General features: G+C 55.3%; 23 protein-coding genes and 1 tRNA gene. 15 read left to right on the forward strand and 9 right to left on the reverse strand.

Going from position 1 to position 23,159, the window contains the following annotated elements:
- Window positions 1-165: 165 nt before the first annotated feature.
- Complete coding sequence (locus E9531_RS12425) at window positions 166-1,665, forward strand: DASS family sodium-coupled anion symporter (RefSeq protein ID WP_136574086.1); 1,500 nt, start codon at window positions 166-168, stop codon at window positions 1,663-1,665.
- Between the two features lie 64 nt (window positions 1,666-1,729).
- Here the strand turns inward: E9531_RS12425 and E9531_RS12430 are convergent, their stop codons facing one another.
- The 3 genes from E9531_RS12430 to pncB all read right to left on the reverse strand — a co-directional run bounded on the left by E9531_RS12430 (window position 1,730) and on the right by pncB (window position 4,608).
- Window positions 1,730-2,824, reverse strand: coding sequence for a bifunctional nicotinamide-nucleotide adenylyltransferase/Nudix hydroxylase (locus tag E9531_RS12430; protein ID WP_136574087.1), 1,095 nt, complete (start codon window positions 2,822-2,824; stop codon window positions 1,730-1,732).
- Window positions 2,825-2,917: 93 nt separating this feature from the next.
- Window positions 2,918-3,391, reverse strand: coding sequence for a GNAT family N-acetyltransferase (locus tag E9531_RS12435; protein WP_136574088.1), 474 nt, complete (start codon window positions 3,389-3,391; stop codon window positions 2,918-2,920).
- The gene (gene pncB / locus E9531_RS12440) at window positions 3,388-4,608 is read right to left on the reverse strand and encodes a nicotinate phosphoribosyltransferase (protein WP_136574089.1); all 1,221 of its coding nucleotides are present in this window, start codon (window positions 4,606-4,608) and stop codon (window positions 3,388-3,390) included. The genes E9531_RS12435 and pncB overlap by 4 nt, the downstream gene beginning before the upstream one ends.
- A gap of 301 nt (window positions 4,609-4,909) precedes the next feature.
- On the opposite strand from pncB, the gene E9531_RS12445 reads away from it, so the two are divergent.
- Complete coding sequence (locus E9531_RS12445; RefSeq protein ID WP_136574090.1) at window positions 4,910-5,245, forward strand: FmdB family zinc ribbon protein; 336 nt, start codon at window positions 4,910-4,912, stop codon at window positions 5,243-5,245.
- 86 nt (window positions 5,246-5,331) lie between these two features.
- The gene (gene aspS, locus E9531_RS12450) at window positions 5,332-7,131 is read left to right on the forward strand and encodes an aspartate--tRNA ligase (protein WP_136574091.1); all 1,800 of its coding nucleotides are present in this window, start codon (window positions 5,332-5,334) and stop codon (window positions 7,129-7,131) included.
- Between the two features lie 124 nt (window positions 7,132-7,255).
- Here the strand turns inward: aspS and E9531_RS12455 are convergent, their stop codons facing one another.
- Complete coding sequence (locus E9531_RS12455; protein ID WP_136574092.1) at window positions 7,256-8,047, reverse strand: class I SAM-dependent methyltransferase; 792 nt, start codon at window positions 8,045-8,047, stop codon at window positions 7,256-7,258.
- Window positions 8,048-8,098: 51 nt separating this feature from the next.
- Window positions 8,099-8,491, reverse strand: coding sequence for a DUF1090 domain-containing protein (locus E9531_RS12460; protein ID WP_136574093.1), 393 nt, complete (start codon window positions 8,489-8,491; stop codon window positions 8,099-8,101).
- A gap of 465 nt (window positions 8,492-8,956) precedes the next feature.
- On the opposite strand from E9531_RS12460, the gene E9531_RS12465 reads away from it, so the two are divergent.
- The 7 genes from E9531_RS12465 to E9531_RS12495 all read left to right on the forward strand — a co-directional run bounded on the left by E9531_RS12465 (window position 8,957) and on the right by E9531_RS12495 (window position 14,942).
- Window positions 8,957-9,631, forward strand: a complete 675-nt coding sequence (locus E9531_RS12465) for an RraA family protein (protein ID WP_136574094.1) — start codon at window positions 8,957-8,959, stop codon at window positions 9,629-9,631.
- A gap of 1 nt (window position 9,632) precedes the next feature.
- Window positions 9,633-10,835 carry an aminotransferase class I/II-fold pyridoxal phosphate-dependent enzyme gene (locus E9531_RS12470; RefSeq protein ID WP_136574095.1) on the forward strand — a complete coding sequence of 401 codons (1,203 nt, stop codon included), beginning with the start codon at window positions 9,633-9,635 and terminating at the stop codon, window positions 10,833-10,835.
- A gap of 187 nt (window positions 10,836-11,022) precedes the next feature.
- Window positions 11,023-11,739, forward strand: a complete 717-nt coding sequence (locus E9531_RS12475) for an ABC transporter substrate-binding protein (protein WP_425293592.1) — start codon at window positions 11,023-11,025, stop codon at window positions 11,737-11,739.
- A 28-nt stretch (window positions 11,740-11,767) separates the two neighbouring features.
- Window positions 11,768-12,451, forward strand: a complete 684-nt coding sequence (locus E9531_RS12480) for an amino acid ABC transporter permease (protein WP_136574097.1) — start codon at window positions 11,768-11,770, stop codon at window positions 12,449-12,451.
- Window positions 12,444-13,139: an amino acid ABC transporter permease gene (locus E9531_RS12485; protein WP_136574098.1), complete on the forward strand. Its 696-nt coding sequence runs from the start codon at window positions 12,444-12,446 to the stop codon at window positions 13,137-13,139. Before E9531_RS12480 ends, E9531_RS12485 begins: the two co-directional genes overlap by 8 nt.
- A 35-nt stretch (window positions 13,140-13,174) precedes the next feature.
- Window positions 13,175-13,906 carry an amino acid ABC transporter ATP-binding protein gene (locus tag E9531_RS12490; protein WP_136574099.1) on the forward strand — a complete coding sequence of 244 codons (732 nt, stop codon included), beginning with the start codon at window positions 13,175-13,177 and terminating at the stop codon, window positions 13,904-13,906.
- 115 nt (window positions 13,907-14,021) lie between these two features.
- Window positions 14,022-14,942: a LysR family transcriptional regulator gene (locus tag E9531_RS12495; protein ID WP_136574122.1), complete on the forward strand. Its 921-nt coding sequence runs from the start codon at window positions 14,022-14,024 to the stop codon at window positions 14,940-14,942.
- Window positions 14,943-14,972: 30 nt separating this feature from the next.
- On the opposite strand, the gene E9531_RS12500 is transcribed toward E9531_RS12495, so the two are convergent.
- Together E9531_RS12500 and E9531_RS12505 are read right to left on the reverse strand one after the other, a co-directional pair.
- Window positions 14,973-15,629 (reverse strand): Vat family streptogramin A O-acetyltransferase, encoded by a 657-nt coding sequence (locus E9531_RS12500; RefSeq protein WP_136574100.1) that lies wholly within the window; start codon window positions 15,627-15,629, stop codon window positions 14,973-14,975.
- A 66-nt stretch (window positions 15,630-15,695) separates the two neighbouring features.
- The gene (locus tag E9531_RS12505; protein ID WP_136574101.1) at window positions 15,696-16,676 is read right to left on the reverse strand and encodes a LysR substrate-binding domain-containing protein; all 981 of its coding nucleotides are present in this window, start codon (window positions 16,674-16,676) and stop codon (window positions 15,696-15,698) included.
- A 91-nt stretch (window positions 16,677-16,767) separates the two neighbouring features.
- On the opposite strand from E9531_RS12505, the gene E9531_RS12510 reads away from it, so the two are divergent.
- The 3 genes from E9531_RS12510 to E9531_RS12520 all read left to right on the forward strand — a co-directional run bounded on the left by E9531_RS12510 (window position 16,768) and on the right by E9531_RS12520 (window position 19,916).
- Entirely contained in the window at window positions 16,768-17,613 is an 846-nt protein-coding gene (locus tag E9531_RS12510; protein ID WP_136574102.1) for a fumarylacetoacetate hydrolase family protein, read from the forward strand.
- A gap of 11 nt (window positions 17,614-17,624) precedes the next feature.
- Complete coding sequence (locus tag E9531_RS12515) at window positions 17,625-18,377, forward strand: SDR family NAD(P)-dependent oxidoreductase (RefSeq protein WP_136574103.1); 753 nt, start codon at window positions 17,625-17,627, stop codon at window positions 18,375-18,377.
- 192 nt (window positions 18,378-18,569) lie between these two features.
- Window positions 18,570-19,916, forward strand: coding sequence for an MFS transporter (locus tag E9531_RS12520; protein WP_136574104.1), 1,347 nt, complete (start codon window positions 18,570-18,572; stop codon window positions 19,914-19,916).
- A 69-nt stretch (window positions 19,917-19,985) separates the two neighbouring features.
- On the opposite strand, the gene lepB is transcribed toward E9531_RS12520, so the two are convergent.
- Window positions 19,986-20,921, reverse strand: coding sequence for a signal peptidase I (lepB, locus tag E9531_RS12525; RefSeq protein ID WP_158291779.1), 936 nt, complete (start codon window positions 20,919-20,921; stop codon window positions 19,986-19,988).
- Between the two features lie 155 nt (window positions 20,922-21,076).
- Window positions 21,077-21,151, reverse strand: a tRNA-Val gene (locus E9531_RS12530).
- 250 nt (window positions 21,152-21,401) lie between these two features.
- Between E9531_RS12530 and E9531_RS12535 the strand changes: the two genes are divergently transcribed.
- Window positions 21,402-22,001 carry a LemA family protein gene (locus tag E9531_RS12535; RefSeq protein ID WP_136574106.1) on the forward strand — a complete coding sequence of 200 codons (600 nt, stop codon included), beginning with the start codon at window positions 21,402-21,404 and terminating at the stop codon, window positions 21,999-22,001.
- 36 nt (window positions 22,002-22,037) lie between these two features.
- Entirely contained in the window at window positions 22,038-23,030 is a 993-nt protein-coding gene (locus E9531_RS12540) for a M48 family metalloprotease (protein ID WP_136574107.1), read from the forward strand.
- Window positions 23,031-23,159: the final 129 nt, after the last annotated feature.

Consider the following 23,159-nt stretch of genomic DNA (forward strand, 5'->3'; position numbering starts at 1 on the left):
TGCGACGAAGCGGTGCTGATGCACCGCTTTTTTTATGTTTGATCAACGGGCTGAGGCCGGTGGATTTTGCTTAATCAATGGTATAGGGTTAACCCCATGTATTGGTCTTTTTGAGCTATCGTTATGGTATTGCAGCGTTGTGCTGTGCATTCGATGATGGCGTTTATGGGTATTCGCACTTTTTTCACTGAAGCTTGGCGCGCGGCGCCATTTAGAACTGTTCCGGCGTTGATTACTACGGCTGTTCTGGTTGTCTTGTTGTGCCTTCCTACCCCTGAAGGTTTGAGCGACCAAGGTTGGCAGATGCTGGCCATTTTTTTGACCACGATTGTGGCCATCATCTCCAAGGTCATGCCGATTGGGGTGATGGCGTTGATGTCGCTGGTGATTGTGGCGTTTTCGAAAGTCACCTCGAATACCTCTAAAGGCGCGGTCACGGATGTGCTGGCCAGCATGGCCAACCCGCTCATTTGGTTGATTGTGGTGGCTATTTTGATCTCGCTGGGGTTGAAAAACACAGGGCTGGGGCGACGACTTGGCATGCTGTTTATTGCGGCATTGGGTAAACGCACGATTGGTATTGGCTATGGGTTGGCCTTGTGCGAGTTGCTGTTGGCGCCTGTCACCCCTTCGAATACCGCACGGGGCGGCGGCATCATGCACCCGATCATGAAGTCGATTGCTGTGGGGTTTGATTCAGATCCGGCCAAAGGCACTGAGCGCAAGGTGGGCACGTATTTAGCGCTGGTCAATTACCACGCCAACCCCATTACCTCTGCGATGTTTTTAACGGCAACGGCCCCCAATCCGCTGGTGCAGAGCTTTGTGAGCAAAGCCACTGGCGGAGCCATTACCTTGACGTGGACCAGCTGGGCATTGGCCATGCTGATGCCGGGGGTGGTGGCGCTGCTGCTGATGCCGTTGGTGATTTATTTGCTGGCGCCTCCAGAGCTCAAACACACGCCTGATGCGGTGACCATGGCCAAGCACGAGCTCAAAACCATGGGGCCATTGTCAACGCCTGAAATCGTGATGTTGGGCACTTTCATTTTGCTGCTGGTGTTGTGGGCGAATCTTCCCGCGATGGTCTTTGGCCCTGCGTTCACGCTGGACCCGACTGCTGTGGCGTTGTTGGGGCTGTTCATCTTGGTGATCAGCGGTACAGTCCAATGGAGTCAGGTATTGGCTGAGAAAAGCGCTTGGGATACGCTGATCTGGTTTGGTGCGTTGGTGATGATGGCCGAGCAGCTCAACAAGCTCGGTGTGATCAGCTGGTTCTCCAAACTGATGGAGAACGGCATTGTGTCTTCAGGCCTGCCTTGGGAAGCCGCAGCGCTGGTGCTGGTCTTGGTGTTCGCCTTGAGTCACTATGCTTTTGCCTCGACCACTGCGCACATCAGCGCGATGATGCTGGCCTTTCTTACTGTTGGACTGGCGTTGGTGCCGGCCCCATACCAAGGCTTGTTTGTGCTGATGATGGTGGCAGCTTCGGCCATCATGATGACACTGACACACTATGCAACTGGCACATCACCCATTATTTTTGGCAGTGGCTATGTGACCATGGGCCATTGGTGGGGTGTTGGCTTGGTGATGTGTGTAGTGGAACTGCTGGTGTTTGCTGTGGTGGGTGGACTTTGGTGGAAGGCGCTGGGTTATTGGTAAGGCTGATGGTGTTAAGGCTGATGGGGTGGCGCTGGTTTGTGGCGTGGTCAGCACCATAACCCCATTAGCGCAGCACTTTGGAAGGCACTTCGTGCGTGAGTTGCAGCATGCCGTCGAGGATGAAGAAGTGGTCATCAAAAAAGCGCTCTGGCATGTCGCCCAACTCGCTGATGGGCACCCACAAAGCGGCTTTGGCATCGTCTGCGCCCAGCACTTTGGGCAAGGCGCCGTAGCCTAAATCAAAGTGAAAGACGTGTGTGACCGTGCGCCCGCGCAGGCTGCGGTCGGGGTGGTCAAATACGCGGCTGGTGCGCAGCGCTTGGCGCCAGGTGTCGTCGCTGATGTCCAGAGAAGTTTCTTCACGCAGCTCGCGCAGGCATGACTGCCACAGCGTATCGCGTGGTTCCAGATAGCCGCCAGGCAAGGCATACAAGCCTTTGCCAGGCATTTGCCCGCGCTCGACCAGCAGCACATGCCCCTGGCATTGCACCAATGCGTCAACCGTGATGAACATCGGCGGGTAGGGGGCACTGGCCCATGACTGGTGGTAGCTTTTAAGCATGTGCCATTCTTGTTGCAACTGCACAAAATTCGGATCTTGGCGCCATTGCAGCAGCCACTGCGCGACGGCTGCAGGCACATGCTCGAGCAGGATGGATTGCAGGCGGTCGAGCTCAGCGGTTGTGGCGTATTGTGGTGTAGCAAAGCACGCTTCGCGCACGACCGTGGCATCGGTGCCGCCTTGGCGGGGGTAGTTGAGCAATTCCCAATTGGGAAACTGGGCCAGATAGGCGCTACTGGCATCTTTGAAATGGCCAACCAAGGCCACGCGGGCGGCAGCGTCGGCATTGGCTTGCTGTGCCAACAGTCCATCGACCCCATTGCGCACGGCCTGAACCCAGCGTGCGTCATCGTAAAAATCGCGCATGGCAATGCATTGCACGCGTGCACGATCGGCCTCGGGTAAAGCCGCTAGCAGCATGTCGCGGCGTTCTTGCCAAGTGAATGGGTTTTTGGGTGTACGCGATTGGAAGGCAGAACCCAGCACAATGATGACGCGTTTGGCCGCATCAAGTGCATGCTGCACCATCGCCAAATGGCCTGAATGTGGCGGTTGAAAGCGGCCAATGAAAATAGCAGCGTCAAAAGGGTGTGGCATGCAAATGTCCCTGAATATTTTTGTGCGCCACGGGTTCAGTGAGTTCCTGACTCATTGTGGCGTGCGGCAGTCGATTGTGCATGCGAAAACCCGCTATGGGTTGCTTCTTGGTTGACGGCACAGCATATCCACATGGGGAATGCCGTCCTCCAGGTATTCAGGGCTGTCAGCGACAAATCCCAAAGAACCGTAAAACCCTTGTAAATGGCTTTGCGCACTGAGGCGAATGGGCTGACCAGGGTAGGTTCGCATAGTCAGGTCAATGGCCTCTTGCATCAGTGCGCGGCCATATTGGTGGGCACGAAAGGCGTGCGCGACCATGACGCGACCGATGGAGGGTTCGGCAAACTTCAGGTTGGGGCCAATGATGCGTGCGTAAGCAGCCAGCGCGCTGCCTTGCCAACCGAACAGGTGCAATGCACTGGCATCGTACGCATCGACTTCTTGATAGGGGCAGTTTTGCTCAACGACAAAGACGGCAATGCGTGCGCTAACCATTTCCAGCACTTGCGCAGGGGTGAGTTGCGCAAGTGGTGACCACGTAAAGTGCAGGGTGGGAGCGTTCATGGGCGTTTGACCTGAAAGACCTGCGTCAAGTAGTTGAGGAAGGTTTGGTCATCGCACAGCAATTTGCCGGGGGAATCGGAAATTTTGGCCACGGGCTGGCCATTGGCACTGGTGAGCTTCATCACAATCGATAGCGGTTGCAGGCCCATGTCGTTGGTTAGCTGCGTGCCGATACCGAAGCCGCATTGCGTGCGGTCAGCAAAGTGGTGGTAAATGCGTAGCGCTTCGGGCACGTTGAGCCCATCTGAGAACACCAAGCGTTTGGTGTGTGCGTCAATGCGCAGCTTGGCGTAATGGGCCAAGGCTTTTTCGCCCCACGCAATCGGGTCGCCGGAGTCGTGGCGCAAACCATCGAACAGTTTGGCAAAGTATAGGTCGAAGTCTGCGATAAAAGCATCCATGCCGATGGTATCGGTCAAGGCAATACCCAAGTCGCCACGGTACTCTTGTACCCAGCTCTCCAGTGCCGCTTTTTGGAAGTTGCGCAACTGCACTACGCCCAGCGCCTGGTAGGTCTGAAAGTATTCGTGCGCCATGGTGCCAATGGGCACAATGTCTAAATCCATTGCCAAGAGCACGTTCGAGGTGCCTTTGAACCATTGCGGAGTTTCTTGTGCGAATGTCTTGACGACATGGTGTTGCCACTGGCGCGAATAACGCCGGCGCACACCAAAATCAAACAACTCAAACGGGTGGCGCAGTGCGGCTTCGCGGCCAAGGGTTTTCAGTTCTTCGACCTTGATGGCAAGGCGCTTTTTACCTTCGGCAAGGGCAGCCTGTGCGTCGTATTGGCGGAAGTACAGCTCGTTGACGATGGCCAGCACAAAAATCTCGAACCCCATGACATGCACTTGTGGCCCTTTGGCCTCAATGTGCAACTCATCGCCTTCTGCATAGGCCTGAATAAAAGCCCGTTGGAATTGGAAGATGCGCAGGAAATCAATGAAGTCCGATTTGATAAAGCGCAACGCCCCCAAGTAGCGGAGTTCTTTTTCCGTAAACCGCAATTGGCACAAATGGTCCAGTTCCCGGTTGACGGCATCGAGCAGGCTGCTGAGTGGGAACTCGGGTTTTTTGCGGCAAACAAAACGGTACTCCGCCTGCGTTTGCGGATGGCGATGCAGCATGGCCTGCCACATGGTGAATTTGTAGAGGTCAGTATCGAGCAGGCTGGTGATGATGGGTTCGTCAAACTGCTGGGCGCTTACTGTGTTCATGGTGTCTCCGGCTTCCCCGGATGCATGCATGTTGATGGCGTAGTCCATACGTTTTGCATGCGGGAAAGAACAATGGTGTCAATCGTGCGCCGCTAGTGTAGCCCGCAAGCGCGCAGCCGTTGGCCACGCGTGCCGATGGCTGGGCTGCAAAAGTGGCCGTTGTGGTAGCACTGCCCACTGGATCGGCTTGGCGTGCCCTGGCCGCAACGTGGTCACCTCTTGGGCTGGGGCATACCAGCATGGCTGCGCCTATAATTGGCGGTTTATCTGCGTTTTACTCTTTCTGTGTGGTTGAACTCGCATGCCGATCTATGCTTACCAATGCAGCCAATGCCACTTTCGCAAAGATGTGCTGCAAAAAATCTCAGATGCGCCTTTGACCGTGTGCCCGGAATGTGGCGCTAGTGCATTTGGAAAGCAACTCTCCGCCCCTAGCTTTCAGCTCAAAGGAACAGGCTGGTACGCTACTGACTTTAAAAACAGCGGCAAACCTGCAAGCCAGAGTGCGAGTGGTGCGGCCAGCGCGTCGAATGACGCCAAGAGCGAAGGTGGTGCCGCTGCGGAAACAGCGGCCAGTGCTCCTGCTCCTGCTGCAGAGAAAGCCAGCACTGCGCCTGCGAGCAAAGCTGCGGCATAAGCTGGGCTGCTTTTTTGCGTTTTAGGCACACGTTTTCACACAGTACATCTACCAAGGCTGCAAACCAGCCAGAAACGGATTTCATTATGGCAATGCGCACCCAATACTGTGGCTTGGTCACAGAAGAATTGATTGGCCAGACCGTCACCCTGTGCGGCTGGGTTAACCGCCGCCGGGACCACGGTGGCGTGATTTTTATCGACCTGCGCGACCGCGAAGGCTATGTGCAAGTGGTGTGCGATCCTGATCGCCCAGAGATGTTTGCCGTCGCCGAGTCCGTGCGCAACGAGTTCTGTCTGCAAATCAAAGGCGTGGTGCGTGCGCGCCCTGAAGGCACGACCAACGACAGTTTGGTTAGCGGCAAGATTGAAGTGCTCGCGCATGAAGTGGCCGTGCTCAACGCCTCGGTCACGCCACCATTTCAGCTCGATGACGACAACCTGAGCGAAAACGTGCGCCTGACCCACCGCGTGCTGGACTTGCGCCGTCCTTACATGCAGAAAAACCTGATGCTGCGCTACAAAACCTCGATCCAGGTGCGCAACTACCTGGACGCACTGGGCTTTGTGGACATCGAAACCCCAATGCTGGGCAAAAGCACACCTGAAGGCGCGCGCGACTACCTCGTGCCATCGCGTGTGCATGACGGCCATTTCTATGCGCTGCCCCAGTCGCCCCAGCTGTACAAGCAAATGCTGATGGTGGCCGGCTACGACCGTTATTACCAGATCACCAAGTGCTTCCGCGACGAAGACTTGCGCGCTGACCGCCAGCCTGAATTCACCCAGATCGATTGCGAGACCTCGTTTCTGAACGAAGAAGAAATTCGCGCGATCTTCCAGCAAATGGTCGTTGAAGTGTTCAAGAAGCAATTGAACGTCGACCTGGGCGAATTCCCCATGATGACGTACCAAGAAGCGGCCTTCCGCTTTGGCTCGGACAAGCCGGACTTGCGCGTCAAGCTCGAATTCACTGAGCTGACCGATGTGATGGCCGATGTGGACTTCAAAGTGTTCTCTACCCCCGCGACCACCAAAGGAGGCCGTGTGGTGGCTATGCGTGTGCCAGGCGGCGCGGCCATCAGCCGTGGTGAGATCGACCAGTACACCGAATTCGTCAAAATCTACGGCGCCAAAGGTTTGGCCTGGATCAAGGTCAACGAAGTGGCCAAAGGCCGCGATGGCCTGCAGTCGCCCATCGTCAAGAACTTGCACGATGCTGCATTGGCAGAAATCCTCAAACGCACCCAGGCTCAGGACGGCGACTTGCTGTTCTTTGGTGCGGACAAGGAAAAAATCGTCAACGACGCCATTGGTGCCTTGCGCCTGAAAGTCGGCCACAGCGAATTTGGCAAGGCCAACGGCTTGTTTGAAGACCGCTGGGCACCGCTGTGGGTGGTGGACTTCCCGATGTTCGAATACGACGAGGAAAATGACCGCTGGGCGGCCGTGCACCATCCATTCACATCGCCAAAAGACGGCCATGAAGAGTTGATGACCTCCGACCCTGCCAACTGTCTGGCTAAAGCCTACGATATGGTGCTCAACGGCTGGGAACTGGGCGGTGGCTCGGTGCGTATCCACCGCGCGGACGTGCAAAGCAAGGTGTTTGACGCACTGAAAATCGGCCCTGAAGAAGCCCGTGCCAAGTTCGGTTACCTGCTCGACGCGCTGCAATACGGCGCGCCGCCACATGGTGGTTTGGCCTTCGGTCTGGACCGCTTGATCACTTTGATGACCGGTGCAGAGTCGATCCGCGACGTGATTGCGTTCCCGAAAACACAGCGCGCACAAGATTTGCTCACGCAAGCCCCATCGCCCGTGGACGAGAAACAATTGCGCGAGTTGCACATTCGCTTGCGTAACACACAAGCGGCTGCGCAATAAGCCCCAGAGGGCAAAGCGTTGTGGTTTTCCGCAACGCTTTGCTGTACCAATACAAAAGCCACCTACTACAGGTGGCTTTTGTATTGGTAGCGCCCAGTGGGTGCGGGGATGTATGCAGGTCGGGCTATGGGGCTACACGCCCTTTGATGGCGTTGGCGCGGGCACTGTATGTAATGCGGCCGTCCGCATCGGCAGGCAGGCGGGCGAAGACGCGTTCACGCACAAGCGTGCGGTCTGCATCAGACAGTGCGGCAAGTGTTTGTCCAACACTTGGGGCGCCAAGAGCCGTACTCCAGAAATCCTCGAAATCATCAAATACGCGGTAGACCGTAATGGCACGTGCTTGAACGTCTTGCAGGCCTGCTTCACTCCACAGGCGCTGCATGACTTCCATGCGGGAGGCGTCAGGGCTGGAAGGTTCAGGAATGGTGATGCCCAAGGCGCGAATTTCTGACAGCAGAATTTCATACGGAAAACCGCCGCCGACCATGTCCCATGCATAAGCACTGACCGTGCCACCGGGGCGAACTACGCGCTTCATTTCAGCCACACCTTGTTCGGGCTTGGGGACAAAGAAGATCACCAAAGGCATTACGGCGGCGTCGAAGCGATCATCAGGGTAGGGCAGGGCCATGGCATCGGCCTGTTCCAGCACAACATGGGCCAACGCTGGGCGCTGGCGCGCGTAGGCCAGTTGTGGCTCCGATGGGTCAATGCCGTGCACGGATGCAGGTTGGCATTGGTTAATGAGCATTTCGGTGAATGCCCCGTTGCCACAGCCGACATCGAGCCATTGCAATTGGGCTGGAGCGGCCAACCAGTCCAGAAAGCGTTGCCCAACCAGTTGGCTCCATTTACCCATATAACGTTCATAAGAGGCGCCGTTCTGAAAGCGGATGGAGGCGGTGGTTTGCATGCAATGTTCTCAGTTGGGGAATGGGGCTGGGGGCGTGATTGTCGGTCGTGTTCAGTGGCCTTGTGGCAGTAAAGGCTTCTGCGCTTCGGTGAGTTGCTCGCGGGCTTCTTGTAGCTTGGCTCTGCGTTTAGCCATTTTTTCTGCATCGCCTTTCGCCTGCGCTTCGCTCAGCTCTTGTTCACGCTCTGCGACTTTCTGTAGTGCTTGCTGAATGTCCTTGTCACGTTCAGCCGCCAATTGCGCATCGGTGCAATGCGCTTTGTTGGCTGCTAGGGCTTTTTCGAGTCCTGCCACTTGCTGAGTGCGGCCTTGGGCGTTGGCCTGTGTTATTTGCGCCTCAATGGCTGCGCGTTTGGCTTCGCATGCGGGCGAAGCTTGTGCAAGCGCAGCAGAAGTTGCTGCGCTTGCGATGAACAGGGCAAAAATCTGTGCGGTGTGTTTCATCAAGGCTCCTGAAAAGGGATGGGTGTACAGCGTAGAGTGTCGCACGCTATGGCTTGGGTTCCTGACCCTCCTGTGATGCAAGGGCTGCAGAGCATTGGGATGGGTGATGCACTTCGCGTCAGTGCAAATGGGGAAATGCCTATGCGTTTTGCAGTGCGTGATGGTGAATGCGGTTTTTTCCAATAGGTACGAAGCAACCATGACGAGGTTTTGGTGGCATACAAGCCCGCTGACATGGATGTAAACGGAAGGTGTTCCTGCTAAAAATTCCTTCTAAATCAATTGCTTGTATTTGATTTGCTGATGAGTTATTACTTCGGGTTGATGCTTGAAACGTCAATATAGGGTAAACACTAACAAGAAAAAAAGGCGTGGTGGCCATGGAATTTATATCGTTTTGAGCAAGGGCGGAGCCTGCCGTTTAATGACGCCTGTCTTCAACGCAGCAGGTTTGCTTCTTGTCCCATGAGCACTTTTGGATTCAGAATTTTCCCCAGCCCCATTGCTGAACAGGATGCGCAGATCCTGGCAGAGTTTGCCCAGATCGGCGTGGCCCAGATCAGCGATTGCATGCAACGTTTATACGGCATTGTTGGCCTGCGACCGTTGCACGCTTGCCGTACGCGGATGGTTGGGTTTGCGGTCACCGTCAAGGCACGTCCGGGCGATAACTTGATGATTCACAAAGCCATTTCATTGGCTGGTGAGGGCCAGGTCATCGTCGTCGATGGCAAGGGCGAGACCAGCAATGCGCTGGTTGGCGAGCTGATGATGCTTGACGCGCAACGCCGTGGCATTCGCGGTTTTGTGATTGATGGCGCTGTGCGCGATTCAGATGTGTTCGCAGCCAACGATTTCGGCTGCTTTGCTCGTGGCATTTCGCACCTTGGGCCATACAAAGACGGTCCCGGCGAGATCAATGTGCCCGTCAGCATTGGTGGTCAGGTGGTGCAGCCGGGCGACATTTTGGTAGGGGATGCCGATGGCGTGATCGCTATTCCGTATGCAGCAGCAGCAGAGGTGCTGAAACTGGCGCAAGCCAAAGAAGCCGCTGAAGCAGTGGCCAAAGAAAAAATTGCCAATGGCACATACGCCAAACCCTGGATGGACAAGACCATCACAGAAAAGTCGGGAGCCTGACATGTCAATCATTGCCCAACGTATTCAACGCATCAAACTGTCCCCCAGTGTTGCGGCACGCACCATCATTGCTGAGCTGCGTGAGCAAGGCCGTGAAATCATTGACCTGACGATTGGTGAACCAGATTTCACAACGCCACTGCACATCCGTGAGGCGGCCAAACGCGCCATCGACCAAGGCCAAACCAAATACCCGCCGGCGCAGGGTGTCGTAGCACTGCGCCGCGCCATTGCTGCGCGGTTGCAGCAGGAAAACGGCATTGACTACCCGGTCAAGCAAATCATTGTGAGCACGGGTGGGAAACAGGTTTTGTTCAATGGGTTGGCTGCGACCTTGAACGATGGCGATGAGGTCATCGTGCCCGCACCTTACTGGGTGTCCTATCCGGATATGGTGTTGGTCAATGGTGGTGTGCCGGTGATTGCGAAGACTACGGTTGAGTCCCAGTACAAACTTACGCCTGAAATTCTTGAAGCCAGTATTACGCCTCGAACCAAATGGTTGTTGTTCAACGCCCCCAGCAATCCGACAGGTGCGGTATACAGTGGCGAAGAGTTGCGCGCCTTGGCTGATGTGTTGCTGCGCCACCCGCATGTGTGGGTGATGACCGATGACATGTATGCCCGGCTGAACTTCACAGATGCACCGCCACGCTATATTCTTGAAGTAGCGCCAGAGCTGGCGCCGAGAACTTTGCTGGTCAATGGTGTCTCCAAGGCCTATGCCATGACGGGCTGGCGCATCGGTTATGGTGCGGGTCCTGCCGAGTTGATTGCCGCTATGGCGATTCTGCAGTCGCAAAGCACCTCGGGTGCGTCGTCGATCAGTCAGGCCGCAGCATTAGAGGCGTTGACGGCTTCGCAGGATTGCGTTGAGCAATTCAGTGCCATTTTCAAGCAGCGTTGTGAACTGGCATTTGGCTTGCTTAGCCAAGTGCCTGGCCTGAAGCTGGTCAAGCCTGACGGCGCGTTCTATGTTTTCCCGGATTGTTCTGGTTTGATTGGCAAACGCACACCCTACGGTGATGTGATCGCTAATGATGGCGACCTGGTTTTGTACTTCCTGAAACAGGCCGGCGTAGCTGTGATTGGCGGAGATGCCTATGGTGCGCCGGGGACATTCCGCCTGTCCTTTGCTGCGTCACTTGACGATATTCGCGCAGGTTGCGAAGGTATTCGAGCCGCCTGCGATGCATTGAAGTGACTGTATTGCTGTCATCAGGCGCCTATTGGCGAATTTGGTGGCAGCCCTTAACACTGAACCCACACACTTTCTTTAGAGGTAAACAATGAAGCAAACCATCATCGCTCCTGTTTTCTTGGCCTTGGCAGCATTGGCCGCGACCACAGCCCGTGCCGATCAATTGGCCGATATCCAGGCCAATAACAAGTTGGTGTGTGGAACGTTGGGTACTTCCCAGCCTTTCAGTTTTCAGGATGCGTCCACACGCACTTTGGTGGGCTACGACGTTGATGTTTGTAAGCTCGTTGCTGACAAATTGGGCGTGCCGGTGGAGTACAAGCTGCTGTCCGTGGCTGCGCGCGTGCCCGAGCTCAATGAAGGCCGTGTTGATATCTTGGCGGCTAACTTGGGCTATTCGCCCGAGCGCGCCGAACAGATTGCTTTTAGCCATGCGTATTACGTGAGCCCGCAAAAATTGCTGGTCCGCAAGGATGCCGGACTCGACACCATTGCCCAAGTGGATGGGCGTCGTGTTGGGGCTACTAAAGGCTCCAGCTCAGAGCGTGAAATCAAGCGCATTCTGGCCAAATCGAATGTGATTGGCTATGCCGACAGCTCGGCTGCTTATTTGGCGCTGCAGCAGAAAAAAGTGGATGCCCAGTTCGCTTCTGAATTGGTGCTGGCGCGTTTGATGCTGCAAAGCCCACCTACGGCACCTGTGTCGATCATCAAAGAGCCTGTATTCATGGAATATTGGGGCTTGGGCATGCGCAAGGATGAGACGGCCTTCATCGCCAAGGTCAATGGCATCCTGGACGAAGCCGAGAAAGATGGCGCAGCTGCGGCGTTGTTTGACAAATGGTTTGGCGCACAGACGCCTTACAAGCTCGAGCGCGGTTTCACCATCGCGCCCATTGCTGAGTAATGAGTAAGCCAGTCTGTTGGACACACTGATGCTTCAATCTGTTTACTTGCTGCAACTGCTTGACGGCGTGGCGACAACACTCAAGTTGTTCGCAATTGGCTGGGTCATGGCCTTTTCACTGGCCGTGATTCTGGTGATTGTGCGAACAACCAATGTGGCTGTTTGCCGCTGGTTTGTTGATATTTACGTGGAATACCACCGCAATGTTCCATTAATGGTGCAAGTGCTGTTCTGGTATTTCGGCATGCCCGAATTGCTGCCCGAGAGTGTGCGTACCTGGCTTTATGCGCACAATGCGGAGTTGTCGCTGGCTGCCATTGCGCTGGGGTTGGGCTCTGCGGCCTATATCGCTGAAGATATTCGCAGCGGCCTGCGTGCTATTCCCGCCACGCAATTCGAGGCTGCTCGTGCACTGGGCTCAAGCTACATCCAGTGCATGCGTTACATCATCGTGCCGCAAGCGCTGCGCATTGCCATTGCTCCCCTTGTCAGCCGCGCCCTGTTGCTGTTTAAAAACACGAGTGTGGCCATGGCCATTGGTGTGGTCGAACTGACCTACCAGACCCGTGAGATTGAGAACGAGACATACCGTACGTTTGCCACATTTGGTGCTGCCACCATTCTCTATTTGTGCGGCTCGTTCCTGATCATGTTCATCGGATCGCGCGTTTATGCGCATTTCGCTTTGAACAAGGAGGTGCGTCGTGCTTGAAATTCTGGCGCAATACTGGCCCACTTTGCTGGTGGGCCAATACCCCAACGGCCCACTAGGCGGCTTGGCCCTGACGCTGATTCTGGCGGCATGCGGGTTGTTGATGTCGTTTCCGTTGGCGATTCTTCTGGCTATTGGCAGTGTCAGCCCGTATCGGGCGGTGCAGCGTTGCTCGCGTGCTTTTGTCAATGTGGTGCGGGGGATGCCCCTGCTGATGCTGATTTTCTGGGCGTACTTCGTGGTGCCCAAAATTACAGGCCATTCCATCAGCGGATTCTGGACCTTGATTTGCGCGCTGGTTGTTTATGAAAGTGCGTATTTGTGCGAGGTCATTCGTGCTGGGATTGAGGCCATTCCCAAAGGTCAGATTGAAGCATCGCGCTCTTTGGGGGTCGGATACTGGACCACGATGCGCAAGGTGATTTTGCCGCAAGCGCTGTTTAACGTGCTGCCCGGCATGACCAGTCAGTTTGTCTCGACCATCAAGGAAACGTCACTGGGTTACGTCATCAGCGTCAACGAGCTGACTTTCTCGGCCAACCAGGTGAACAACATGGTGCTGACGCAGCCTTTGCAGGTCTTTGGCATTCTCGCGATCATCTACTTCATCGTCTGCTTCAGCTTGAGCCGTGGCGTTAGCTGGATGGAGCGTCGCATCCGCCGCAGCCGACAGATGGTGCTGGCGTGACCACCGCCACGTTCAATTCATAGGGATAGGGATTCATGATCCAATTCGATAAAGTCAATAAATGGTATGGCGAGCATCATGTCTTGACCGACATTGATCTGCACGTCAACAAAGGTGAGGTGGTGGTGGTGTGTGGGCCATCCGGGTCAGGCAAGTCCACGATGATTCGCACCATCAATCGCCTGGAAGAGATTCAGCAAGGCACCATTACCGTGAATGGCCAAGATGTGCATGCCAGAGGCGTCAACATCAACCATTTGCGTCAGGGCATCGGGTTTGTGTTTCAACAGTTCAACCTGTTCCCGCACATGAGCGCGATCGACAACGTCATGTATGCGCCGGTGCAGATTCAAAAGCAAAGCAAAGCACAGGCGCGAGCACTGGCTGAGCAACTGCTCGAGCGCGTGGGCCTTGCACACAAGGCTGATGCGTATCCAGGCTCCTTGTCAGGCGGGCAGCAGCAGCGTGTGGCCATTGCCCGTGCATTGGCACTCAAGCCTCCTGTGATGCTGTTTGATGAGCCTACGTCAGCGTTGGATCCGGAAATGGTGGGCGAGGTGTTGCAGGTGATGAAGTCATTGGCTCGCGATGGCATGACCATGATTTGCGTGACGCACGAAATGGGTTTTGCCCGCGAGGTGTCCGATCGCGTGGTGTTTATGGATGCTGGCAAGATCATTGAGGTGGATACGCCTGACGCATTCTTCAGTAATCCCAAACACCCGCGTGCGCAGAAGTTCCTCGCAGACGTGGTGCGTGCGCATTGAGCCGTGTTTGGCCAGAGACACGCTTGTTTGCATGGCAGCAAGGAGTATGGCTGGGGATAGTGCATAGCTTGGTGTGATAATGACCAGTCGTCCTCACTACACCTCTACTGCCGCTATGTACACCCTCAAGCAAATGGAGGCTTTTCATTGGAGCGCCGTGCTGGGTAGTTTCAATGCAGCATCCAAGCGGCTCTACACCACCCAGTCTGCTATTTCCAAGCGCGTAAGCGAGTTGGAGTCTTTTGCTGGCGCCCCATTGTTTGAGCGCGACAGCCGCAAACTGGTCTTGACGCAGCATGGTAGGCGGTTGTTTGAAATGTCCACCCAGTTGCTGGCATTGAACAACCGCATCGTGCGCGACATGGCTGATTCTTCGCGCTTCGAGGGGACCGTGCGCCTTGGCGTGACGGAGTTGAGTGGTCTGACTTGGCTGGCGCGTTTGATTCGCGACATGGGGCGGCGTTTCCCCAATATCCAATTGCTGCCTGAGATCGACGGCGGCATTACGTTGTATGAACGTCTGGAACATGACAGCTTGGATTTGGCCATCATGCCGGGCCCGTTCTGGAGTTACGAGTACGAAAGCGTGCCGCTAGGGTTCGTTACGAACGCATGGATGGCCAGCCCCGATCTGGACATAGATTTTGAGGCCCGACTCACACCCCAAGATCTGGAGCCATTCCCGGTGATTTCGCAGCCCACAACCTCAGCCCTGTCGCATCTGTACGATGCTTGGTTTGCCGAGCAGGGCCTTGCACTCAAACGCGTACTCACGTGCAATAGTCTGGACATGATGGCGCGTTTGACCGTGATGCGCCAAGGCATCAGCCACCTGCCGCGGGGGTATTTTGGCCCCTTGGTTGAGCGCGGTATTTTGCGCGAGCTCGAAGTCTCGCCAGCCTTGCCGCAAATTCAGTATTACGCCGTATTCAAGCGCAGCCTTATCAGCCACCAAGTCTCGCTGGTGGTCGATATGATCCGGGAAAATTGCGATTTCGAAGCGGGCGACACCTTGCTGACTTTCTTGCAAGCTTGATGGTTTGCGCGCCATGATGCGCTCTTGGCTTCAGGGCGTGTGGTGCAGGTTGGCTGGGGCACAAGCGCGTAGTGCTTGAACGTCGCCAGCGACAATATCCGCAAGGTGCGCAGTAATCGTTTCAATGGGCCAATCCCACCATGCAATGGCATTGAGGGTGTCCACTACCTCAGGCGCAAAGCGCTGCTTGAGCGGTTTGGCCGGGTTGCCGCCGACGATGGTGTAGGGCTCCACATCCGCAGTAACCACTGAGCGCGAGGAAATAATCGCGCCATTGCCAATTTTGATGCCAGGCATGATCAATGCTTGGTAGCCAATCCAGACGTCATGGCCAATCACGGTATCGCCTTTGTAGGGCAAATCGCCGGGTGCGGGCATGGCCTTTTCCCAGCCGTTGCCAAAAATCTGGAACGGGTAGGTCGAGATGCCCGACATTTTGTGGTTCGCCCCATTCATGATGAATTGCGCGCCCCGCGCAATCGCGCAGAACTTGCCAATCACCAGCTTGTCGCCAATAAAAGGAAAGTGGTAGAGCACATTGCGCTCGAAATCCTCGGAGTTCTCCGGATCGTCGTAGTACGTGTAGTCGCCGACGATGATGTTGGGATTGTCGATGGTGTTTTTGATGAAACACACCTGTGGAAAGCCCGCCATTGGGTGTTTGTTTTTCGGTTCTGGTCCGTGCATTCATCTCTCCTGTTTTTTTATGGGAACGCCGTGCACTTGCGAGTGTCAGCGCGTAAAGGGGGCGCTTCAATAAGCGCGCATATTGCGCGCTTGGGCCTTGATGCATTCCTTGAAGCTGGCTACAACTGCTGGCGCTTGCACGCCTTGGCGCACCACCATTCCGTAAGGCTCGGCGTTGGAATGAATCGTCAGATTCAAGCGTCGCAAGCTGCCAGTTTTTTCAAAAAACTCGACGGTTTCGCGCGATAGCAAGGCCACCAAGTCCGGGCTTTTATTGAGCAATAAGGCGGTCGCAAAGGTGGACGAGGTTTCAATGGCTTTGCGTTGAAAGCTCACATTCAGGCTGGCCGCTTCGCGCTCCAGCAAGGTGCGCAAAGGCATATGGCCGGGAAACAGAATCCATGGGTATTGTGCCGCTTGCGCCAGCGTCACCTTGGCCTGCCCGGCCAAGGGGTGCACGGGCGAGACGGCCACGTAAGCTTCTTCGTCACTGATCCATTCAAAGTGGAACAGCTCGGACTGCGTCGCCACCGAAGTGCGGCACAGCGCAATGTCCAGGGTGCCGCTTTGCAAGCCTTCGAGCAAATGCGCGCTGGTGCCTTCGTGCAAATCCACCACCACCTCGGGGTGCTGTTTTTGGAATGTCAGCAGCGCATCGGCTACGACGGCGGCCAGGGCCCCGGCAATCGTGCCGACCGATATACGCACACCTGCGGCACGCGAGAGCGCAGCCATTTCATTGTGCATATGCGCCAGACTCGACAGCATCAGCCGCGCATGGCGAATCACGCACTGGCCCATGTCGGTGGCCACCAGCCCTTGCGGTGTGCGGGCAAACAGCACCACGCCCAGTGTTTCTTCAATTTCTTTGAGGGCCTTGCTGACACCGGGTTGGGACATGTGCAATAGCGCCGCCGCCTGGTGCACCGAGCCCATGTCCTGCACGGCAATCAAGAGCTTGAAATGGCGAAACTTCAGGCGCGAATTGACGGCGTGCAAGGTGGCTAACTGAGGGTTTTCCTGAGCGGGTTTTTCCGGAGATTCCATTTTGGTGATTGCCTGCGAACAAGTCGCATAGGTGCAGGGCCTGAAAGTTTCTACACTGCCCAGACTGTTTTAACGATAGCAAAAGGTAGCCATGAAGTTCTTGAGATACGGGCCCGCAGGCCAAGAAAAACCCGCTGTGTTGGATGCACAAGGCCAGTTGCGCGACCTCAGCGCCTGGACCCAGGATATTGATGGCGCTTTCCTGTCCGGCCCGCTGGTCGCTGCGCTCAAAAGCCAAGACTTGACTGCGCTGCCATTGGTTGAAGGCCAGCCACGCCTGGGCGCTTGCGTGGGCCGCATTGGTAAGTTTATCTGCATTGGCCTGAACTATGCAGACCACGCTGCAGAATCGAATATGGCCATCCCAACCGAGCCGGTGGTGTTCTCCAAATGGACTTCGGCTGTCGTGGGCCCGAACGACGATGTCAAAATCCCGCGCGGCTCGCTCAAGACCGACTGGGAAGTCGAGCTGGGTGTGGTGATTGGCAAGCAAGCCTCGTATGTCGAAGAAAGCGACGCCATGGACTATGTGGCCGGCTATTGCGTGGTCAATGACGTGTCTGAACGCGCCTACCAAATCGAGCGTGGCGGCACCTGGGACAAGGGCAAGGGCTGCGACACCTTTGGCCCCACCGGCCCCTGGCTGGTGACAGCCGATGAAGTGGCTGATCCGCACCAACTCAATCTGTGGCTGGAAGTCGATGGCAAGCGCTACCAGAACGGCAACACCGCGACGATGATTTTCAAGGTGCCAGAAATCATTGCCTACCTGAGCCAGTTCATGACCCTGAATCCGGGGGATGTGATCTCGACCGGCACGCCACCGGGCGTGGGCATGGGCATCAAGCCTGAACCCGTGTTCCTGCGCGCTGGCCAAACTATGCGTTTGGGCATTGATGGTTTGGGCGAACAACAACAAAAAGTCGTGGCCGCGTAAGGAGTACCCGCATGAATACATACGATTACAAGGGGCAAGTGGCCGTCGTGACCGGTGGCGCACAAGGCATTGGTTTGGCCGTGGTCGAGCGCCTGCTCGAAGGCGGAGCGACTGTGGCAATTTGGGACTTTGATGTGCAAGCCTTGGCTGCCGCGCAGCAGCACTTGGCGGGCAAAGGCCAAGTAGCCGTTTACCAGGCCAATATTGCCGAGCTGGCCTCGGTGCAGCAAGCGCACCAGCAGACCGTCGATGAGTTGGGCCCGATTGCCATTCTAGTCAACAGCGCAGGCATTGCCGGTGCCAATGCACCCGTGGTGGGTTATCCGGCTGCCGAGTGGAACCGCGTTATTGATGTGAACCTGAATGGCACCTTCCACGTCAACCAGGAAGTGGTCAAAGGCATGATCGCCAGCGGCTATGGTCGGGTGGTGAATGTGGCCTCGATTGCAGGCAAGGAAGGCAACCCGAATGCTTCGGCCTACAGCGCCTCCAAAGCCGCGGTGATTGCCTTGACCAAGAGCCTGGGCAAGGAAACTGCGGGCCTCAACATCGCCGTCAATGCGATCACACCAGCAGCGGCCAAAACCAAGATTTTTGAGCAAATGGCCCAGCAGCACATCGACTACATGCTGTCTAAAATCCCGCGCGGGCGTTTTGTGCTGGTCAATGAAATCGCGGCCATGGTCGCCTGGTTGGTGAGCGAGGAAAACTCGTTTACTACCGGCGCGGTGTTCGATCTCTCGGGTGGTCGGGCGACTTACTAAGAGCAATTAACACAACCCTTGATACGTCGTTGCAAAACCTTGTCGTACTACTCGTACTACCTGCGGTTTTGCGCCTAGTCTTAACTGCAAACCTTCGGTTTGCTGGGTTGTGTTGGCTGCCCTAAAGCAGCAAAAAAATGGCCCATGCGCCCATAGACGGCGCAGGCGCAAATCAATTCACGGAGACAGTTCATGAGTGTCAACACAAGCATCGGCGGTGCATCTGCCGCAAATGCCGCTAGTGCAGCGAATGCCGCCGCGTCCGCTTCGCGTGAGCAAGAGGTCTACAGCAAAGTTTTCTGGCGCTTTATCCCCTTGCTGGTGGTGTGCTGGGTGGTGGCGTATCTGGATCGCGTTAACATCAGTTTTGCCAAGCTGCAAATGCAAAGTGAGCTGGGTTTTTCGGATGCGGTCTATGGCCTGGGCGCCAGCGTGTTTTTCATTGGCTACTTCTTGTTTGAAGTGCCCAGCAACATGATCTTGCACCGCGTCGGCGCACGGGTGTGGATCATGCGCATCATGGTCACTTGGGGCATTGCGTCGGCCTGCACGATGTTTGTGACCAGCGAGATGGGTTTCTACATCATCCGCTTTCTGGTCGGTGCACTGGAAGCCGGTTTTGTGCCTGGTGCCTTGTACTTCTTCACCAAGTGGTTTCCAGCGACTCGCAGGGCGCGCATCAATACCATCTTCATGTCCGGTATCGCGTTTTGCGGCATCATCGGCGGCCCGATCTCGGGCGGCATCATGAAGTTCAGCGATGGCTGGCTCAACCTGTCGGGCTGGCAATGGCTGTTCTTGCTCGAAGGCATTCCTTCGGTGATTTTGGGCGTGGTGGTGTGGAAGTTCCTCGACGATGAAATCGCCGATGCCCGCTGGCTCAGCAAAGACGACAAAGCCTTTTGGCATGCCGAAGTCAACCGCGATGCCAAGGAAGCGCAAGCGCACAACTTCCTGGCCGCTTTGAAAGAGCCTGCAACCTACACCTTGTCCTTCATTTACATGTGCCTGGCTGGCGGTATTTACGGCCTGGTGTTCTGGATGCCGCAGCTGATCCGTTCGGCAGGCACTGAAGACACCTTCGTGATCGGTTTGATTTCTGCGCTGCCGTATTTGGTGGCCGGTATCTCGATGATCCTGCTGGGCAAAAACTCCGACCGCACCGGCGAGCGCCGCTGGCACCTGGCCTTGACCGTGCTGGCTGGCGGCATCGGCTACTTCTTGTGCGGCGCGTTCAGCACTAACACCGTCGCCTTGTTGTTCGGTTTGACGGTGGCTGCTACCGGCATCATCTCGGCGATTGGCCTGTTCTGGGTTTTCCCACAGCGCTTCTTGACCGGCATGGCCGCGGCTGCAGGCATTGCCTTGATCAACTCGATTGGCCAGCTCGGCGGCATCATCAGCCCCTACATGGTGGGCAAGGTGCGCGATCTGACTGGCAGTGCGACGCTGGGCTTGTACGCGCTGGCCGCAGCCTGTTTGGTTGCTTTTGTGCTGGTCGCCTGGGGCTTGCCAAAACGCTTTTACCAAAAAGTCTGAAACGACAGAGTCTGGTGAGCAATTTTGTTTTTCAGGCTGGTATACCTTCTCCATTTATCGCGTTTGAATTTATTGAGAGCCGATTGGTGGTACGACCCACAGTGCCTTGCCAACTAAGTGGTCGGCGGGCACAAACCCCCAGACTCTGCTGTCGTAGCTATTGTCCCGATGATCCCCCAGCATGAAATAGTGGTCTGCAGGTACGGTGCAGGTCAGGCGGTCTGTCTCAAAAGTGCATTGGTTGCGATAAGGAAAATCCAGTGGCTGGGGCGGACTACGCTGCATATCTTCATTGATCAAAATGTCATGAGTCACCCCCATCAAATCTTCAGACCGAACCGATAGGCTCTGCATGCTGGTGTAGTCAAAGTACGCTTGCTGGTGGATTTTTTGGGGTATTGGCTGGTTGTTGATGATGAGTTGTTTGTGCTCATAGCGGATCGTGTCACCAGGCAAACCAACCAAACGAGCAATCAAAGGTACAGATCTCTTTGGAGGGAACTCAAAAACGACAATACTGCCGCGCTCCAATACGGCAGAAATGGGAGTTCGCGAGAGCGTGATGCCATAAGTGCCATAGTTGCCATACCCCCATTTCTGGACGATAACCGAGGAATGTGGGGCAATGGAGGGCAGCATCGAGCCTGATGGGATGCGGAAAGACTCTACGAAAAAAGAACGAACCCCGAAGAAAAGCAGAAATAAGCCAGCAGCAACTGCCAGCAGAACGTACCATCGGCTATAGGTAGGGCGCTGCAGAGCAGCGCGACGCGTGCGATGCGCCAAGCGAGCGGCATGCAAGGCACACAAGCCATGAAACAAAAGTGGAATAACAGGAGCCAGAGGAGATGCTGCGCTAAGGTACAGACCGTAGATTAGACCAATAGCTAACACCGCGATGAAATAGATACTTGCCCATTTGCGCTGACCGACATAGAGCATGCCGATGGGGGGCGCAATAAACCCCAGCACAGTTGCAATCCAAGTTTTTGGATAAGTGTTCATATGTGGTCTTGGTTGAATGGTCGTTTCAAAACCGAGATTACACATAAGGGTGTAGATGTGAATACACCCTCTTTGAATAAATTGTTTCTGTAGTACAGATGATGCGAGCAAGAAAAAAGGACTTAGTCTGTTCAGACTAAGTCCTTGTTCTATTTTGGTGGGCGGTACAAGGTTCGAACTTGTGACCCCTGCCGTGTGAAGGCAGTGCTCTACCACTGAGCTAACCGCCCAAAATTTTGACGGTTTGGAAATTCATTCCGATGAACGATTTCGCGAAGGGCTGAACTTTACCATTGTTTTTCGGTGTGAAAAGATAAAACGGTGCTTTTTTCAAATATTTGTGCTTCTGGCGCGCGCGTAGTCTTCAATGGTGTTCAGCGGGGTGGAGCATTGTGCGCACAATGCTCCACTCGTCAGAAACAGAAGTAAACTACATGTTTAATTACATGTGATAATTAAAACTTCTTTGAGGAGAAGACAATGTCGACTACTGCTATTGTTGTGATTGCTGTTTTGGTTGCGCTGGTGCTGTGGTACGTGGTGACGTACAACCGTTTTGTGGGGTTGCGAAATGAAGTGAAGAATGCGTTTGCCCAAATCGATGTGCAACTCAAGCGGCGCTACGACTTGATACCCAATTTGGTGGAGGTTGCGCGCGGTTATATGCAGCATGAGCGTGAAACGTTGGAGGCTGTTGCTGCCGCGCGCAGTAACGCCGTAACTGCCGCGCAGCAGGCGCGTGCCAATCCTGCTGATGGCGGTGCATTGATGGCGTTGGCTGGGGCTGAAGGAGTGTTGGGGGCAGGTTTAGGGCGTTTGATGGCATTGTCGGAAGCGTACCCTGAACTCAAAGCTGACCGCGAAATGCAGCGTTTATCAGAAGAAATTGCGAGCACGGAAAACCGCATTGGTTTCGCGCGTCAAGCGTACAACGATACGGTATTGGCTTTCAATACGGCTACGGAGGAATTTCCCTCGAACATCGTGGCAACGCTTAACCGTTTCCCCTCATTGCCGATGCTGCAATCGACGACGTCGGAGCAAGAGCGTCAGGCGCCGCAAGTGCGCTTTGGGCAATAAGCGCTGCGCGCTGGTATTGACTGCATCGCACCAATTATGGGGTTTCGTAAACAGCAGCAGCAAGCGCGCCAAACCACCTGGATTTTGCGTTTAGGGTTTTGGTTGATGGTGCCCTTGGTGGCGTTGAGTGTGCATGGGATGCTCAGTATTCCGTTGTGGTTGGCGCATTGGTTTTTTGGTGTCGATGGGCTGCCTAGAGGTTTTTTCTGGGCAAATGTCGGCACGGCCATGTTTTTGATGATCGGGGGATGGTGGTTGGAGTCCAGCCATTTGCACCAGGGCGGTGGTATTGCCTTGGCGAAACGGCTGGGGGCACGCCTAGCGAAGCCTGACGTGACTAGCGAAAAGGTCTATATCAACGTGGTGCAGGAGCTGTGTATTTCGGCCCGCATGCCAGTTCCAGCCATCATGGTCAAAGATCGTGGGGAGCAAATCAATGCGCTGGCTGCTGGGTGGGAGCGTGGGGATAGGGCGGTGGTCGTGACAGCGCAGGCTATTGCGCAGCTCAGCCGTGATGAGTTGCAAGCTGTAATGGCGCATGAGCTTAGCCACATTCGTGAGGGGGATACCTATCTGAACATGCAATTGGCCGCTATGGTCTATGGTCTGCAAATGATTTTTGGCTATGGTCGCAGTCTGGCGGGTACAGAGTTGGTGCTGCTGCGTGTATTTGGTGGTTTGGTGATGTATGCGGGCTTGGTAGGCTGGTTTGCGGGATGCTTGTTGCAAGCGGCTATTTCGCGTCAACGTGAATTTCTGGCTGATGCGCGGGCTGTGGAATGGACACGCCAAACCGATGGATTGACCGGTGCATTAGAGAAGATCGATGCCCAGGCGATGCCTTCATTCCAAGCGCGAATGGTCATGGATGATCTGGAATTGATGGGCAACCGTACGGAATGCAGTGCGATATCACACCTGTGGATGGCACCGCCCCTTGATACCTTGAACCTTTTTGGGCAGTGGCTTGATAGCCACCCAAGTGTGGATGAGCGGCTCAGGCGCTTGCGTCGCACAATCTCTTTTTAGCGCGTGGTTTTGTATTTGGGGTGCAGATGGAAAGCGTCCCGATGCATATGGAGCATCTCTCTCGTTTTTAGTGCTGTGCAGGGGGCGCCTTCGCGAGAGTTGCAGCTATGCCCGTGTTTTTCTTTTTGC

Origin of the sequence: Lampropedia puyangensis (genome assembly GCF_004833285.1) — a bacterium.
Classification (GTDB): Bacteria; Pseudomonadota; Gammaproteobacteria; order Burkholderiales; family Burkholderiaceae_C; genus Lampropedia; species Lampropedia puyangensis.

Excerpts from the sequence above, each read along its gene's own strand:
- E9531_RS12490 (WP_136574099.1), top strand. The coding sequence starts at position 13,175 with ATGATCCAATTCGATAAAGTCAATAAATGGTATGGCGAGCATCATGTC.
- E9531_RS12465 (WP_136574094.1), top strand. The coding sequence starts at position 8,957 with ATGAGCACTTTTGGATTCAGAATTTTCCCCAGCCCCATTGCTGAACAG.
- E9531_RS12500 (WP_136574100.1), bottom strand. The coding sequence starts at position 15,629 with ATGCACGGACCAGAACCGAAAAACAAACACCCAATGGCGGGCTTTCCA.
- E9531_RS12460 (WP_136574093.1), bottom strand. The coding sequence starts at position 8,491 with ATGAAACACACCGCACAGATTTTTGCCCTGTTCATCGCAAGCGCAGCA.
- E9531_RS12445 (WP_136574090.1), top strand. The coding sequence starts at position 4,910 with ATGCCGATCTATGCTTACCAATGCAGCCAATGCCACTTTCGCAAAGAT.
- lepB (WP_158291779.1), bottom strand. The coding sequence starts at position 20,921 with ATGAACACTTATCCAAAAACTTGGATTGCAACTGTGCTGGGGTTTATT.
- pncB (WP_136574089.1), bottom strand. The coding sequence starts at position 4,608 with ATGAACACAGTAAGCGCCCAGCAGTTTGACGAACCCATCATCACCAGC.
- E9531_RS12425 (WP_136574086.1), top strand. The coding sequence starts at position 166 with ATGGGTATTCGCACTTTTTTCACTGAAGCTTGGCGCGCGGCGCCATTT.
- E9531_RS12520 (WP_136574104.1), top strand. The coding sequence starts at position 18,570 with ATGAGTGTCAACACAAGCATCGGCGGTGCATCTGCCGCAAATGCCGCT.
- E9531_RS12470 (WP_136574095.1), top strand. The coding sequence starts at position 9,633 with ATGTCAATCATTGCCCAACGTATTCAACGCATCAAACTGTCCCCCAGT.
- E9531_RS12535 (WP_136574106.1), top strand. The coding sequence starts at position 21,402 with ATGTCGACTACTGCTATTGTTGTGATTGCTGTTTTGGTTGCGCTGGTG.
- E9531_RS12455 (WP_136574092.1), bottom strand. The coding sequence starts at position 8,047 with ATGCAAACCACCGCCTCCATCCGCTTTCAGAACGGCGCCTCTTATGAA.
- E9531_RS12495 (WP_136574122.1), top strand. The coding sequence starts at position 14,022 with ATGTACACCCTCAAGCAAATGGAGGCTTTTCATTGGAGCGCCGTGCTG.
- E9531_RS12430 (WP_136574087.1), bottom strand. The coding sequence starts at position 2,824 with ATGCCACACCCTTTTGACGCTGCTATTTTCATTGGCCGCTTTCAACCG.
- E9531_RS12435 (WP_136574088.1), bottom strand. The coding sequence starts at position 3,391 with ATGAACGCTCCCACCCTGCACTTTACGTGGTCACCACTTGCGCAACTC.
- E9531_RS12480 (WP_136574097.1), top strand. The coding sequence starts at position 11,768 with ATGCTTCAATCTGTTTACTTGCTGCAACTGCTTGACGGCGTGGCGACA.
- aspS (WP_136574091.1), top strand. The coding sequence starts at position 5,332 with ATGGCAATGCGCACCCAATACTGTGGCTTGGTCACAGAAGAATTGATT.
- E9531_RS12515 (WP_136574103.1), top strand. The coding sequence starts at position 17,625 with ATGAATACATACGATTACAAGGGGCAAGTGGCCGTCGTGACCGGTGGC.
- E9531_RS12510 (WP_136574102.1), top strand. The coding sequence starts at position 16,768 with ATGAAGTTCTTGAGATACGGGCCCGCAGGCCAAGAAAAACCCGCTGTG.
- E9531_RS12540 (WP_136574107.1), top strand. The coding sequence starts at position 22,038 with ATGGGGTTTCGTAAACAGCAGCAGCAAGCGCGCCAAACCACCTGGATT.
- E9531_RS12505 (WP_136574101.1), bottom strand. The coding sequence starts at position 16,676 with ATGGAATCTCCGGAAAAACCCGCTCAGGAAAACCCTCAGTTAGCCACC.